Below are 13,436 nucleotides of genomic sequence, written 5' to 3' on the forward strand. Positions count from 1 at the left end.
CTCCGCGGGCTGCTTTGCCAGCGGCAGCTTCATGCGCCCGCTGTAGCAGTCGTGAAACAACCTGTATCGGTCGGCCGTGCCACTTACAATGCGCGCATGCCTGTCGATCACCGTCCCCTCGCCATCTTTCTGATGGGTCCCACCGCCTCCGGCAAGACGGCGTTGGCGTGCGCGTTGAGCGAGCATTTCCCGCTGGATCTGGTCAGCGTCGACTCGGCCCTGGTCTATCGTGGCATGGACATCGGCACGGCCAAGCCCGATCCGGCCACGCTGGCGCGATATCCCCACGCGCTGGTCGATATCCGCGATCCGGCGCAGCCATACTCGGCGGCTGATTTTCGCGCCGATGCGATTCCGGTGATGGAGCAAATCAGCATGCGGGGCAGGGTGCCCTTGCTGGTCGGTGGTACCGGGTTGTACTTCCGCGCCTTGCAGCAGGGACTGTCCGACTTGCCCGAAGCCGATCCGGCCATGCGCGCCCGGCTGGGTGAGCAGGCCCGGCAGTCGGGCTGGCCGGCGATGCATGCGCGACTGGCGCAGATTGATCCGGTCGCCGCCAGCCGCATCGACAGCAACGACACCCAACGCCTGCAGCGGGCGCTCGAAGTATTCGAGCTGACCGGTCGCCCGCTGACCGAGTTGCAGCAGCGTGGCGTCACGGCACGCTTTCCCTGGCGGGTACTCAAGCTGGCGCTGCTGCCGACCGACCGGCAACTTCTGCACGAACGCATCGCGCAGCGCTTCGACGTCATGCTGGCAACGGGCTTTCTCGACGAAGTGCGCTCGCTGCGGGCGCGCGGCGATCTCGATCCCGAGCTGCCGGCGATCCGTGCAGTCGGCTACCGGCAGGCGTGGGAGCACCTGGATGGCCGGGCCAGTGCGGCGGCATTCCGCGACCGGGCCATCTTCGCCACCCGCCAGTTGGCCAAGCGCCAGATCACCTGGCTGCGCAGTGACCATGGCGCCCGCTTGTTCGAACCGGATCGGGCCGGCCTGGCAGCCCGCGTCGCGGACGCGGTGCAGCTGTTTGTCGCGGGCGCGGAGCGGGCGCCGTCGCGAATGTGATCGCCTGCACTTGCGCGACGCAAAAATCTTCTTTCATCAAGCATTTGAAAGCAGTTAACATCCAGTCATGTTGGGCCGGAGCGCCACTGGCGTTTTTTTCCGGTCTGTTCGAGGCAAGGGGAGAACAAGAAATGTCCAAGGGGCAATCGTTGCAGGATCCATTTTTGAATGCATTGCGGCGCGAACGCGTGCCGGTGGCCATCTATCTGGTCAATGGCATCAAGCTGCAGGGGACGGTGGAATCGTTCGACCAGTTTGTGGTGCTGCTGCGCAATCAGGTCAGCCAGATGGTCTACAAGCACGCCATTTCCACCGTGGTTCCCAGTCGCAATGTGAAAATCGGCAACGGTCACGATGGTCACGACGGTCCGGACCACGCGGCGGATGCATCGACAAACACTGACGCCGACGCTTGATACGGCGGCGGTCAGCCCGCATGAATGAGGTTTGCTCCTGAAGGATCATGCCTACTCGTGTTTGACCGTCAAAAGAAAGGTGACCGCGCCCTGCTGGTCCTGCCCCATTCGCGCGGCGAGGGCGATGCGGCACGCCGGGCCGAGGAATTCGCCGAACTGGTGAAATCCGCCGGCGCCGAAGTGCTGGGTGTCGTCAACGCCCGCGTCGAGGATCCCAATCCGCGCTATTACATCGGCAGCGGCAAGGCCAACGAAGTCGCCGAGGCGGCGCGTGCGCTGGAAGCCGACGTGGTGCTGGTCGACCATCTGCTCACGCCGGTGCAGGAACGCAACCTCGAAAAGCATCTGGGTGTGCGCGTGGTCGACCGCGCTGGTCTGATCCTCGACATTTTCGCCCAGCGTGCCCGGTCGCACGAAGGCAAGCTGGAAGTGGAGCTGGCCCAGCTCAAGCACCTGGCCACCCGGCTGGTGCGTGGATGGACCCATCTGGACGCGCAGCGCGGCGGCGCGATCGGCAATCGCGGTCCCGGTGAAACCCAGCTGGAAACCGACCGCCGCCTGCTCGGCGAGCGGGTCAAGCAGCTCACCAAGCGCCTGGAAAAGGTGCAGGTCCAGCGTGGCCAGCAACGTCGCGCCCGGCTGCGCAACACGGTGCCGCGAGTGGCCCTGGTCGGCTACACCAACGCCGGCAAGTCGACCCTGTTCAATGCGCTGACCACCGGCGATGTCTACGCCGCCAACCTGCTGTTCGCCACGCTCGATCCCACCGTGCGCAAGCTGGAGGATCTCAGCTGCGGCCCGGCGGTGATCGCCGACACGGTCGGCTTCATCCGCGAGCTGCCGCATGATCTGGTCGCCGCGTTCCGCGCCACCCTCGCCGAGGCGCGCGACGCCGACCTGCTGCTGCACGTCAGCGATGCGGCGGACGAGGAACGCGAGCGCCTGCACCAGGTCGTCGACAGCGTGCTGGAGGAGATCGAGGCCGGCGACGTGCCGCAGCTTCACGTGATGAACAAGATCGACCTGGCCGGGGCGCCGCCGCGGATCGAGCGCGACGCCACCGGCAAGCCGGTGCGGGTCTGGGTGTCGGCGGCCAGCGGGGACGGCCTCGACCTGCTGCGCCAGGCACTGGGCGAACTGCTCGGTGGCGAGCGGGTGCAGTCGGCACTGCACCTGCCGCTGTCGGCCGGGCGCCTGCATGCCCGACTCAAGGCCGCCGGCGCGATCAGCGGCGAATCGATCGACGAGCACGGCTGGCAGCTGCGCATCGACGCACCGCGCAGCGTGATTGCGCCGCTCAGCGGCGGCGATCCGACCGAGGCGAAACTGCTGCAGGAACTGCTGGCCGTGGCGGAATGACGCTCGCGCCACGTGCGCGGCGGTGTTCTTGCTCTGATAGAATGCGAAGTGTTTGTGCGGTCGCGAGAGGCGGCTCGTGCAGGACTTCGACAGCTTCGGCTGAATCTCTTGCGTAACCCGGTGCAACGCGTGTTCCGGCCGTGGTTGCCGGCCTCCGAACGTCCCCAAAGGAGACTGACTCGTGGCATGGAATGAACCCGGCAACAACGGGCAAAAAGATCCCTGGAACAGGAATCGCCAAGGCGGCAAATCGCCCGTGGAAGATCTGCTGAACAAGGCCAGGAACCGTGTCGGCAAGATGGGCCAGGGTCCCGGCAACATCCTCACCGGCGTGCTGGTCTTGCTGGTCATCGGCCTGCTGTTCAGCAGCTACACCATCATCGGCGCACGCCAGCAAGGCGTGGTGCTGCGCTTCGGCCAGTATTCGCGCACGCTGGCGCCAGGCTTCCACCTGAAGCTGCCGCAGCCGATCGAATCGGTCAACAAGGTTGAGGCCACGCGCATCCGTTCGGTCACCGACAAGGTGGCCATGCTGACCAAGGACGAGAACATCATCACGATCGACTTCACCGTGCAGTACCAGGTGGACGATTCGCGCAAATACCTGTTCTCGCTGAACGATCCTGACGGCACCATTGGCGCCGCGGCCGAGGCCGCCGTGCGCTCGGTGATCGGTAGCAGCGACATGGACCAGATCCTGTCCGCCGCCGGCGCCAGCCTGGTCGCGCAGGCGCAGCAGGCGTTGCAGCAAACCCTGGACACCTACGACTCCGGCTTGCGCGTCACCGAAGTCAGTTTCCAGAATGTGGCGCCGCCAAACGAGGTGAAGGATGCCTTCGACGACGTCAACAACGCCCGCGAAGACAAGCAGAGCATCGAGAACGGCGCCCTGGCGTACGCCAGCAAGGTGGTGCCGGTGGCCCGCGGCGAAGCGGCGCGCATCGCTGCCGAAGCCTCCGGCTACAAGGCCGAGCGCATTGCCCGCGCGCAGGGCGACACCGCACGCTTCGACCTGCTGCTGACCCAGTACAAGGCCGCCCCTGAAGTCACCCGCAAACGGTTGTGGCTGGAAACGATGGAACAGGTGATGGCCAAGAATCCGAAGGTGATCGACGGCTCCGGTGGCCGCAACATCATCAACCTGCCGGCGCTGCAGGGCGGCTCGACCCCGCCCTCGCCCGAGCCGGGCACGGTGGGTGCCGTCGTGGCGCCAGCCCCCAGCGATGCGAACAGCAAGGGAGCACAGCCATGATCAGGATCGGCTCCATCGTCCTCGCCGTCCTGCTGGTCCTGCTGGGCATCAACAGCATGTTCGTGGTCAGCGAGGGGCATAGCGCCTTGCTGCTGCAGTTTGGCCGCATCGTGCGCACGGATTATCAGCCGGGCCTGCATTTCAAGCTGCCGGTGATCCAGCAGGTCATGAATTTCGACAAGCGCATCCTGTCGCTGGACGCCGCGCCGGAACGCTATTTCACCTCCGAGAAGAAGAGCGTCAACGTCGACTTCTACGTGAAGTGGCGCGTGGCCGACAACGCCGCCTACTACCGCGCCACCGGCGGCGACCAGTTGCAGGCGGCGCAGCGGCTGACCCCGATCGTCAAGGACGCGCTGCGCTTCGAGTTCAACGCCCGCACCTTGCCCGACCTGATCTCCGGTGGCCGCAAGGACATCACCGAACGGGTGCGCGCGCAGACCGACGCCTCCGCGCGCAAGAACCTCGGCATTGCGGTGGTCGACGTGCGCATCAAGCGCATCGACCTGCCCAACGAAGTCAGCGAGTCCGTGTACAAGCGCATGCGCGCCGAACGCCTGCAACTGGCCAACGAACTGCGCTTCACCGGCCAGGAATCGGCCGAGACGATCCAGGCTGACGCCGACCGCCAGGGCCAGGTGCTGCGTGCCGATGCCCAGCGCGACGCGGCCAAGATCCGCGGCGAGGGCGACGCGCAGGCTGCTGCCATCTATGCGCAGGCGTACAACCAGGATCCGGAGTTCTTCACCTTCTATCGCAGTCTCGCCGCGTATCGAAAATCCTTCGAGGACGGCAAGGGCGTGATGATCATGAAGCCCGACGACGAGTTCCTGCGCTACTTCGGCAACCCGGCGTCCGGCAAGCGCTGAGCCGGCGCCAACCCACCGAAGCGTCGTTCCGGCCCGCGCCGGGACGACGCTGAATTCTTGACGACGCCCGTCAACGGGCACGACCAGCGAAACGAGCACATCCCGGAGTAATGCAGCATGGGCAAGTCAGTAGTCATTCTTGGTGCCCAGTGGGGCGACGAAGGCAAGGGCAAGATCGTCGACCTGCTGACCGAGCGCGTCAGCGCCGTGGCGCGTTTCCAGGGCGGCCACAACGCCGGCCACACGCTGGTGATCAAGGGCAAGAAGACCGTGCTGCACCTGATCCCTTCCGGCATCCTGCGCGACGACGCGCTGTGCCTGATCGGCAACGGTGTGGTGCTGTCGCCCGAGGCGCTGATCAACGAGATCGCCGAGCTGGAGGCCAACGGCGTCGAAGTGCGCTCGCGCCTCAAGATCAGCCCGGCCACGCCGCTGATCATGCCGTACCACATCGCGGTGGATAAGGCGCGCGAGATCGCCGCCGGCGGCAAGGCCATCGGCACCACCGGCCGCGGCATCGGCCCGGCGTACGAAGACAAGGTCGCCCGCCGCAGCGTGCGCGTGGCCGACCTGATGTACCCGCACGAACTGCCGGCGCTGATCAAGACCGCGGTCGACTACCACAACTTCATCCTCACCCAGTGGCTGAAGGTCGAGCCGGTCGATTACGACACCGTGCTGAAAGATGCGCTGGCCTGGGGCGAATACATCCGCCCGATGGTCGACGACGTCGCCACCATCCTGCACGACGTGCGCGCCGAAGGCGGCAACATCCTGTACGAAGGCGCGCAGGGCGCGCTGCTGGACATCGACCACGGCACCTATCCCTACGTCACCTCCAGCAACACCACCATCGGTGGCGCGCTGGCCGGCACCGGCGTGGGCGCGCGCGACATCGACTACGTGCTGGGCATCTGCAAGGCCTATGCAACGCGCGTCGGCAGCGGCCCGTTCCCCACCGAACTGAACGACGCCATGGGCGAGCGCCTGCGCAAGGTCGGCAATGAGTTCGGCGCCAGCACCGGCCGCCCGCGCCGTTGCGGCTGGATCGACCTGGTCGCGCTCAAGCGCGCCACCCAGATCAACGGCATCAACGGCCTGGCTATCACCAAGCTCGACGTGCTCGACGGCCTGGAAACCATCAAGGTCTGCATCGCCTACGAATACCGTGGCAAGCGCCGCGAGCTGGCGCCGCTGGACGCCGACGGCTGGGACGAGTGCAAGCCGGTCTACCTGGAATTCCCCGGCTGGAGCGAATCCACCGCCGGCATCCGCGACTGGAACAAATTGCCGCCCGCGGCGCGTGCGTATCTGCGTGCGGTGGAAGAGCTGTCCGGTTGCCGCCTGGCGCTGGTCGCCACCGGTGCGGATCGCGATGACACGATCGTGCTGGATGATCCGTTCGCCTGATAGGCAGTAGCAGGAAGACGGCATATCCCCACTAGCCGTCATTCCCGCGAAAGCGGGAGAAGTTTTTCAACAGCGAAGCTGGTCATCGCACTTCAACGCCGAAGCCGGTCACCCACCTCGATCTTGCTGCTCTAGCTGTCGCCAAAAAAAGCCCCGCAATGCGGGGCTTTTTATCAAACACTGACCAGAAGATCCTGCCGATTCGCCGACAACCATTGTCGAACGTGCTTGAACAACGCATCCGCCTGCGCAATGCATTCACGCACCGATTCCGGTTCGATAAGGTCGCCGGAATAATCATTGACGTTGCGCTTCTTGCGCAGCGCGTCCATCACGATCCAGCTTTCGCGCGGCACGCCAAGCGTCAGTGACAACGTCTGGATCACCGTCTGATGGTGACCCGGCATGCTGGTGGATGGACGATAGCCATTGGCCATCAGACCGACCAAGGCGCATTGCATGATGGCCTTGTAAGCCGCATCGAAGCGTGTCTCATCGCTGATGTCTTCGACGCGCGCATCAGCAAGATTGCGGGTGGCTGCGGCCAGCAAGCGCTGTACTTCATCAGGATGCGTGGCGTGCGGTTTGATCTGGTGTGTCTTGGCCAGGTTGTCCAAGCTCATCGGGTTCTCCTATCAGCCACAATTTCGGTTCCTTCCACACCCTTGCGATAAAGCTATCCGGTTGCTTCTGGCGTTGTTGAAACTCCTCAGGACTCAGTACCGTCGGATTCACTTCGCGACGCAATGCTTCCTGCGCTGATTGAAGCGCCAGCACCGCATCAGCGAAGCCGAGCGTGCCGACCAGCATCACATCCACATCGCTGTGCGCGTGGGTATCGCCGGATGCCATCGAGCCATAGACGAACGCTCCACGGATCTGATCGGCGAGCGGCAGCAGTGCATCGCGCAAGATATCGGCTACACCAGCAGTCTTGCGCAACAGGCCCGTCAATTCATCGAAGATGGGACTCTCCGTGTTTGCGCGATAGTGGACTTGCCGGCCGATTTCCTGTCGGACAAGCAAGCCGAGTTCCGCCAGCGCGCGCAGCTCGCGATGCAACGAGCCGGCATGCGTTCCGGTGAGACGTGCAAGCTCGCGGACGTGCAGCGAAGCTTCCGGATGCAGCAGCAGGGCGCTCAATACCGCCGAGCGGGTTTGTCCGAATAGGTAGTGGGCTAAGGGCTTCATGTAGCAAATTATGCTTCATGTGTAGCTAATTTGGGAACAATCTTTATGGGCCAGTGAGATGGCTGAAGCTGCATCGATGCGAGCACCTGATCAGGTGTCGGGGAAAATGTCGGGCAAAGTGTCGGGGAAAATCCTGGCCGTCGTCCGCAGTGATCCGAACATCACCATCCCTGAATTGGCCAAACTGGCAGGCGTCAGCTCGCGAACGATCGAGCGGAACCTGTGGAAGCTGCAGGGACAAGGCCTGCTGCGCCGCGTCGGCCCGGCCAAAGGCGGTCATTGGGAACTCGGCTAACCAATCTGGTCTTTTCCACCGGGTTCCAATCGACGGAGCAAGGTGACTGCTGCTTATGCACACCGATGATCTCGCCCCTTGCGACGTGCCACGGACATCATGGGCACGGTGAAACACCCACCGGGGGACAACATGACTGCACTTACCGACCGCTTCAGCCGCGCCGTCGACTACGCCCGCGTCGCCCACGCCGCGCAGTTCCGCAAGGGCTCCGACATCCCGTACATCTACCACCTGCTCGGCGTGGCCAGCCTGGTGATCGAGTTCGGCGGCAGCGAAGACCAGGCCATCGCCGGCCTGCTGCACGACACACTGGAAGACTGCGGCGCCTCGCACGAAGCGGTGATCCGCGAACAGTTCGGCGACGCCGTCGCCGCCATCGTCAAGGACTGCACCGACGGCACCGCCGAAGGCAAGGCCAGCCACACCGACCCCGACGCCAAACGCCGCGACTGGATCGAACGCAAGCTCGCCTACCTCGCGCATCTCAAGACAGCATCCGAGCAGACCTTGCTGGTCTCCGCCTGCGACAAGCTGCACAACGCCCGGGCCATCGTGCAGGACCTGGACAACCCCGACGTGGGCACGCGCGTGTTCGAGCGTTTTACCGGCGGGCGCGAGGGCACGCTCGGCTACTACCAGGCGCTGGTCGAAATATTTTCCGAGCGCGCCTCGCCCGTCACCAGAACCCTCGATGCCGTAGTAGACATGATGCACGTGCTGGCGGGTGTCGAGTCGCGTACGGCATTGGCGTAGTACTCGCCGTATTGCGGCCAGCAGCGCGGCAGGCTCGCCATGCGCTGCGGGATTGCCGATACTCGGCAGGCTCCGTGCAGGCGATCGCACTTTCACCACGCCTGTCCGTGCTGCGCCATGGATCGACACCCATCTCCAGGTTCTCACACTCGCATGAATCAAGCTTCGCTTTCCGCCCTCATCTGGTCCGTCGCCGACCTGCTGCGCGGTGACTACAAACAGTCCGAATACGGCCGCGTGATCCTGCCGTTCACCGTGCTGCGTCGTCTCGACGGCGTGCTGGCACCGACCAAGGCCAAAGTGCTGGCCGAATACAAGAAAAAGACCGACGCGGGCATCAATCCCGAGCCATTTCTGCTGCGTCTGGTCGGCGACGCCAAGTTCTACAACACGTCGGAACTCGATCTGCCCACGCTGCTCGGCGACCAGGATCACATCCGCCAGAACCTCTACACCTACGTGCAGAGCTTTTCGTCCGCGGTGCGCGACATCTTCGAGCGCTTCGATTTCCACGCGCAGGTCGAGCGATTGGCCAAGGCCAACCTGCTGTACCTGGTTACCGAGAAGTTTGCCAACATCAACCTGCACCCGGACGCTGTCGACAACGCGCAGATGGGCCTGGTGTTCGAGGAGCTGATCCGCAAGTTCGCCGAGCTCTCCAACGAAACCGCCGGCGAGCACTTCACCCCGCGCGAAGTGATCCGGCTGATGGTCAACCTGATCTTCATCGAGGACGACGACGTGCTCGCACCGGGCAACGCCGTGGTGCGCACCATCTACGATCCGACGGCAGGGACGGGCGGCATGCTTTCGGTCGCCGCCGAGCACCTGCTGCAGCACAACCCCGCCGCGCGGCTCACCCTGTACGGGCAGGAGTTGAACGACGAGTCCTACGCCATCTGCAAGGCCGACATGCTGATCCGCGGCCAGGACGTGGCCAACATCGTCGCCGGCAACACGCTCAGCGAGGACGGTCACGGCGGCCGGAAATTCGACTACATGCTGTCCAATCCGCCGTTCGGCGTGGAGTGGAAGAAGGTCGAGAAAGCGGTGCGCAAGGAGCACGAGGAGAAGGGCTTCGACGGCCGCTTCGGCCCCGGCCTGCCGCGCGTGTCCGACGGCTCCATGCTGTTCCTGATGCACCTGCTGGCCAAGATGCGCCCGGCCACCGACGGCGGCAGCCGCTTCGGCATCGTGCTCAACGGCTCGCCGCTGTTCACCGGCGGCGCGGGCAGCGGCGAGAGCGAAATCCGCCGCTACGTGCTGGAGAACGACCTGGTGGAAGCCATCATCGGCCTGCCCACCGACATGTTCTACAACACCGGCATCGCCACCTACGTGTGGATCATTTCCAACAAGAAGCCCGCCGACCGCAAGGGCTACGTGCAGCTGATCGACGCCGGCAGCTTCTGGCAGAAGATGCGCAAGAGCCTCGGCTCCAAACGCAAGGAAATGAACGACGAACACATCGCCACCGTCACCCGCCTGTTCGGCGACTTCGCCGAAGCCGACCTGGCCACCGTGTTCGACGCCGCCGGCAAGGAGGTCAGCCGCCAGTTGATCGCCGCCGCCGAATTCGCCCCCGAGCCGCCCGCCGGCGGCAAGGTCAAGGTCGCGCCGATATCGCGCATCTTCAAAAACCAGGACTTCGGCTACACCACGATCACCGTCGAGCGCCCGCTGCGCGACGAGCAGGGCAAGCTGGTGCTGGGCCAGAAGGGCAAGCTCAAGGGCAAGCCGCAGCCCGACAGTTCACTGCGCGACACCGAGAACGTGCCGCTGGGCGAGGACATCAAGGCCTACTTCAAGCGCGAAGTGCTGCCGCACGCGCCCGACGCCTGGATCGACGAGGCCAAGAGCAAGGTCGGCTACGAGATCCCGTTCAACCGTCACTTCTACGTGTTCGAGCCGCCGCGCGATCTGCGCGAGATCGATGAGGAATTGAAGGGCGTGTCGGCGCGGGTCGTGGCAATGCTGGGGGAGTTGGCGGAATGAATGTCTCCGCAAAAGCCGCCGCCACTCCGGCCGTCATTTCCGCGAAAGCGGGAATCCAGTGCCTTGGTTTTCCATGGTGCACACCATGAGCCTGCCAAGGTATGCGGAATACAAGGACAGTGGGATGGAGTGGTTGGGTGAGGTGCCGGCGCATTGGCGTCTAGGCAGACTATCGGAACTGTGCGGATTTGAATCAGGCAAGGCCCATGAGCCGTTCGTAGATGATTCTGGCGATTTCATTTGCGTGAACTCAAGATTCGTTTCTACTGGCGGCGTTTCGCGCAAGTACTGCACCCGAAATTTTAGTCCTGCGAAAGAGGGTGATATTTTGATGGTGATGAGTGACCTTCCGAATGGAAGGGCACTCGCCAAAGCATTTCTTGTTGAAGACGGGTCTCCGTACGCCGTCAATCAGCGGGTATGCATTTTATCGCCACGGGAAAACTCTCCCAGATTCATGTTTTATCTTTTGGACAGGAACCCTTATTTTCTTCGGTACGACGACGGGGTAAGTCAGACGCACCTCTCAAACGCGACCTTTGCGAAATTCAACGCTTTTATTCCTCCGCTTCCCGAACAATCCGCCATCGCCGCCTTCCTCGTCCGCGAGACCGGCAAGATCGATGCGCTGATCGCAGAGCAGGAAAAGCTGCTGACCCTGCTGGCCGAAAAACGCCAGGCCACCATCTCCCACGCCGTCACCCGTGGCCTCAACCCCAACGCCCCGATGAAAGACTCCGGCGTGCCGTGGCTCGGCGAAGCACCGGCGCATTGGAACGTCATTCCGCTCAAGCACCTCGTTTCGCTCAAGAGCGGTGGAACGCCGAGCAAGGAGAATCTGGATTACTGGAATGGTGAAGTGCCGTGGGCGTCGGCCAGAGACCTCAAATCAGACACGCTGGGCGATACCACTGAGCACATCACTGCGGTTGCCTTGGCGTCAGGTGTATCAACGCTGTTACCTGCTGGCGTTGTGCTCGTGGTAGTTCGCGGGATGATTCTCGCGAGAACATTTCCAGTTACTGAGACACTGGTGCCGATGACGATCAATCAGGACCTTAAGGCCGTACTGCCAAAAGTCGGCCTCAATGGTTCGTTCCTGGCATGGCTACTGCGTGGAACAGCGGGCGAATCGCTGCAGCGTCTGGACGAGGCCGGCCACGGGACCAAGGCGCTACGCATGGATGCGTGGACGTCCATGCGATTGCCTGTACCGCCTGAGCCAGAGCAAAAAGAGATTGTCGCTTACATCGTGAAACGCACCGGTGAGTTGGATTCGTTGGCGGGGGAGGCGGAGCACGCTATTGCGCTCCTCAAAGAACGTCGCAGCGCCCTGATCGCCGCCGCCGTCACCGGCAAGATCGACGTAAGGCAGGTCGCATGAGCGGCAAGAGCGAAGCGGTAGTCGGTTTCATCGCCAACCTGCTGCCGCTTTACGACGACGAGCGCCACGAAGGCCTGCGGTGTGCCCGTTCGCTGATCGACGGCACGCTGATTCCTCCCATCGACGATTCACACGATGACGATCAACAGGGTTGGGTTCGCGTGCGCTGGCAAGGCGATCCCGCCCGCGAGCAGGAAACCCGCGGCGACATGCTCGCCAGCGTGGCCCTGGAGCGTTACGTCAGGCTGCATGGCGCTGGCTACGACGAGGAAGCCATCGCCGGCGAGTTGTGGTACATGGCTCGCCACTTCCACTTCAAGACTGGCTGCGACGTGTACCTGCCGCAGTTGCGTGAGCCACCGGGCCGGCTGCATGCGGCAGGGCGCAAAGCACTCGAAATGGGGCAGGGCCTGCTGGTCAATTTTTTCAGCAAGCTGACCGGTCTGGGGTGAGCGGCTATCCAAGACAATAGCCGCGTACGTAGAACACGATGTTCGACAGGGGGTAAAGATTCATGGCGACATTCCCGCAAACCATCCAGATTTTCCTTCCCTCTGGTGATCCGCAAGGGATACGCGAAGCGGCGATCACCACGCGCATCATCCGCGTGTTCGATGTGCCGCGCAGTGCGCTGGCCGAGTTCCTGGCGATGGAGGCGGCCCAACAAGTCGGGTTGTACTTCCTGATCGGCGAGAGCGAGGATAGCGACCTGCCGCAGGCCTACATCGGCCAGACCGGGTCGTTGGCCGACCGCCTCGCGCAGCACCACAAGGCCAAGGACTTCTGGAATCGCGCGCTGGTGGCGGTATCGGTGACCAACAGCCTCACCAACACCCACGTGAGTTTTCTGGAATGGTTGTCGATCCAGCAGGCCGGCAAGGCCGAGCGCTACGTACTGGAGAATGGCAACACCGGATCGCGCCCGCATACGCCGCCGCCATTGGAGGCGGAGTGTCGTGAAATCCACGAGACCATTCGGGTGTTGCTCGCCACGCTAGGGCACCCTTTGTTCGAGTCGCTCACGCGTACCACCAGCAAGCCGCAGCAGAACGAGAAGCTCTACTTTTGCCGTGGCTCCGAGGCAGATGGCCGGGGGCTGTACACCGAGGAGGGATTCGTGGTGCTCAAGGGTTCGACCGGTCGCCTCAAGACTGCCCCCTCGTTCGACTTGCACAACTATGCGCGTCATCGGCAGCGCCTGATCGAGCAGGGCGTGATGTCCGTTCAAGGCGACCGCGTGCGTTTCGAACGCGACTACCTGAGCAAGTCACCCAGCTTCGCTGCCGTATGTCTGCTGGGTCGCACTGCCAACGGCTGGTTCGAGTGGAAGGATGCGAAGGGGCGGACCCTGGACGAGGCGGAGCGGCAGTCAACCGGCAAGCTGGAGATAGCCGGCGAATGAGCGACATCTCGGTGGTATCAACTGAGCGTTGTCGTGGCCGCT

The 13,436-nt window shown here is 63.5% G+C and carries 14 protein-coding genes; 12 read left to right on the plus strand and 2 right to left on the minus strand.

Going from position 1 to position 13,436, the window contains the following annotated elements; genetic code table 11:
* Positions 1-96: 96 nt before the first annotated feature.
* The 6 genes from miaA to ACQGNJ_RS14215 all read left to right on the plus strand — a co-directional run bounded on the left by miaA (position 97) and on the right by ACQGNJ_RS14215 (position 6,371).
* The gene (gene miaA / locus ACQGNJ_RS14190) at positions 97-1,065 is read left to right on the plus strand and encodes a tRNA (adenosine(37)-N6)-dimethylallyltransferase MiaA (protein WP_426689893.1); all 969 of its coding nucleotides are present in this window, start codon (positions 97-99) and stop codon (positions 1,063-1,065) included.
* A gap of 131 nt (positions 1,066-1,196) precedes the next feature.
* Complete coding sequence (gene hfq / locus ACQGNJ_RS14195; RefSeq protein WP_426690064.1) at positions 1,197-1,481, plus strand: RNA chaperone Hfq; 285 nt, start codon at positions 1,197-1,199, stop codon at positions 1,479-1,481.
* Positions 1,482-1,538: 57 nt separating this feature from the next.
* Positions 1,539-2,840 carry a ribosome rescue GTPase HflX gene (hflX, locus tag ACQGNJ_RS14200; protein ID WP_426689894.1) on the plus strand — a complete coding sequence of 434 codons (1,302 nt, stop codon included), beginning with the start codon at positions 1,539-1,541 and terminating at the stop codon, positions 2,838-2,840.
* 181 nt (positions 2,841-3,021) lie between these two features.
* A complete protein-coding gene (hflK, locus tag ACQGNJ_RS14205; protein ID WP_426689895.1) occupies positions 3,022-4,092 on the plus strand; it encodes an FtsH protease activity modulator HflK in 1,071 nt (356 codons plus the stop codon).
* Positions 4,089-4,961 carry a protease modulator HflC gene (gene hflC, locus ACQGNJ_RS14210; protein ID WP_426689896.1) on the plus strand — a complete coding sequence of 291 codons (873 nt, stop codon included), beginning with the start codon at positions 4,089-4,091 and terminating at the stop codon, positions 4,959-4,961. The genes hflK and hflC overlap by 4 nt, the downstream gene beginning before the upstream one ends.
* Before the next feature lie 117 nt (positions 4,962-5,078).
* Positions 5,079-6,371, plus strand: a complete 1,293-nt coding sequence (locus tag ACQGNJ_RS14215; RefSeq protein WP_426689897.1) for an adenylosuccinate synthase — start codon at positions 5,079-5,081, stop codon at positions 6,369-6,371.
* 173 nt (positions 6,372-6,544) lie between these two features.
* Here ACQGNJ_RS14215 and ACQGNJ_RS14220 read toward each other — a convergent pair whose 3' ends face one another.
* Both ACQGNJ_RS14220 and ACQGNJ_RS14225 read right to left on the minus strand, forming a co-directional pair.
* Positions 6,545-6,994 carry a DNA-binding protein gene (locus ACQGNJ_RS14220; RefSeq protein WP_426689898.1) on the minus strand — a complete coding sequence of 150 codons (450 nt, stop codon included), beginning with the start codon at positions 6,992-6,994 and terminating at the stop codon, positions 6,545-6,547.
* Positions 6,936-7,562, minus strand: a complete 627-nt coding sequence (locus tag ACQGNJ_RS14225) for a MarR family transcriptional regulator (RefSeq protein ID WP_426689899.1) — start codon at positions 7,560-7,562, stop codon at positions 6,936-6,938. The genes ACQGNJ_RS14220 and ACQGNJ_RS14225 overlap by 59 nt, the downstream gene beginning before the upstream one ends.
* A 58-nt stretch (positions 7,563-7,620) precedes the next feature.
* On the opposite strand from ACQGNJ_RS14225, the gene ACQGNJ_RS14230 reads away from it, so the two are divergent.
* The 6 genes from ACQGNJ_RS14230 to ACQGNJ_RS14255 all read left to right on the plus strand — a co-directional run bounded on the left by ACQGNJ_RS14230 (position 7,621) and on the right by ACQGNJ_RS14255 (position 13,394).
* Positions 7,621-7,857, plus strand: coding sequence for a DeoR family transcriptional regulator (locus ACQGNJ_RS14230; RefSeq protein WP_426689900.1), 237 nt, complete (start codon positions 7,621-7,623; stop codon positions 7,855-7,857).
* Between the two features lie 132 nt (positions 7,858-7,989).
* Complete coding sequence (locus tag ACQGNJ_RS14235) at positions 7,990-8,613, plus strand: HD domain-containing protein (protein ID WP_426689901.1); 624 nt, start codon at positions 7,990-7,992, stop codon at positions 8,611-8,613.
* A 153-nt stretch (positions 8,614-8,766) separates the two neighbouring features.
* Positions 8,767-10,608 carry a type I restriction-modification system subunit M gene (locus tag ACQGNJ_RS14240; protein WP_426689902.1) on the plus strand — a complete coding sequence of 614 codons (1,842 nt, stop codon included), beginning with the start codon at positions 8,767-8,769 and terminating at the stop codon, positions 10,606-10,608.
* Positions 10,609-10,693: 85 nt separating this feature from the next.
* Positions 10,694-11,992, plus strand: coding sequence for a restriction endonuclease subunit S (locus ACQGNJ_RS14245; protein ID WP_426689903.1), 1,299 nt, complete (start codon positions 10,694-10,696; stop codon positions 11,990-11,992).
* A complete protein-coding gene (locus tag ACQGNJ_RS14250) occupies positions 11,989-12,444 on the plus strand; it encodes a hypothetical protein (protein WP_426689904.1) in 456 nt (151 codons plus the stop codon). The genes ACQGNJ_RS14245 and ACQGNJ_RS14250 overlap by 4 nt, the downstream gene beginning before the upstream one ends.
* 62 nt (positions 12,445-12,506) lie before the next feature.
* A complete protein-coding gene (locus ACQGNJ_RS14255; protein ID WP_426689905.1) occupies positions 12,507-13,394 on the plus strand; it encodes a GIY-YIG nuclease family protein in 888 nt (295 codons plus the stop codon).
* Positions 13,395-13,436: the final 42 nt, after the last annotated feature.

The organism is Rhodanobacter ginsengiterrae (genome assembly GCF_050026815.1).
Lineage (GTDB): Bacteria > Pseudomonadota > Gammaproteobacteria > Xanthomonadales > Rhodanobacteraceae > Rhodanobacter > Rhodanobacter ginsengiterrae.

What these genes read in the sequence shown, in the direction of transcription:
- hflC (WP_426689896.1), top strand. Translation starts at nt 4,089, where the DNA reads ATGATCAGGATCGGCTCCATCGTCCTCGCCGTCCTGCTGGTCCTGCTG.
- hfq (WP_426690064.1), top strand. Translation starts at nt 1,197, where the DNA reads ATGTCCAAGGGGCAATCGTTGCAGGATCCATTTTTGAATGCATTGCGG.
- ACQGNJ_RS14235 (WP_426689901.1), top strand. Translation starts at nt 7,990, where the DNA reads ATGACTGCACTTACCGACCGCTTCAGCCGCGCCGTCGACTACGCCCGC.
- ACQGNJ_RS14250 (WP_426689904.1), top strand. Translation starts at nt 11,989, where the DNA reads ATGAGCGGCAAGAGCGAAGCGGTAGTCGGTTTCATCGCCAACCTGCTG.
- ACQGNJ_RS14245 (WP_426689903.1), top strand. Translation starts at nt 10,694, where the DNA reads ATGAGCCTGCCAAGGTATGCGGAATACAAGGACAGTGGGATGGAGTGG.
- ACQGNJ_RS14215 (WP_426689897.1), top strand. Translation starts at nt 5,079, where the DNA reads ATGGGCAAGTCAGTAGTCATTCTTGGTGCCCAGTGGGGCGACGAAGGC.
- ACQGNJ_RS14225 (WP_426689899.1), bottom strand. Translation starts at nt 7,562, where the DNA reads ATGAAGCCCTTAGCCCACTACCTATTCGGACAAACCCGCTCGGCGGTA.
- ACQGNJ_RS14230 (WP_426689900.1), top strand. Translation starts at nt 7,621, where the DNA reads ATGGCTGAAGCTGCATCGATGCGAGCACCTGATCAGGTGTCGGGGAAA.
- ACQGNJ_RS14255 (WP_426689905.1), top strand. Translation starts at nt 12,507, where the DNA reads ATGGCGACATTCCCGCAAACCATCCAGATTTTCCTTCCCTCTGGTGAT.
- miaA (WP_426689893.1), top strand. Translation starts at nt 97, where the DNA reads ATGCCTGTCGATCACCGTCCCCTCGCCATCTTTCTGATGGGTCCCACC.
- ACQGNJ_RS14240 (WP_426689902.1), top strand. Translation starts at nt 8,767, where the DNA reads ATGAATCAAGCTTCGCTTTCCGCCCTCATCTGGTCCGTCGCCGACCTG.
- ACQGNJ_RS14220 (WP_426689898.1), bottom strand. Translation starts at nt 6,994, where the DNA reads ATGAGCTTGGACAACCTGGCCAAGACACACCAGATCAAACCGCACGCC.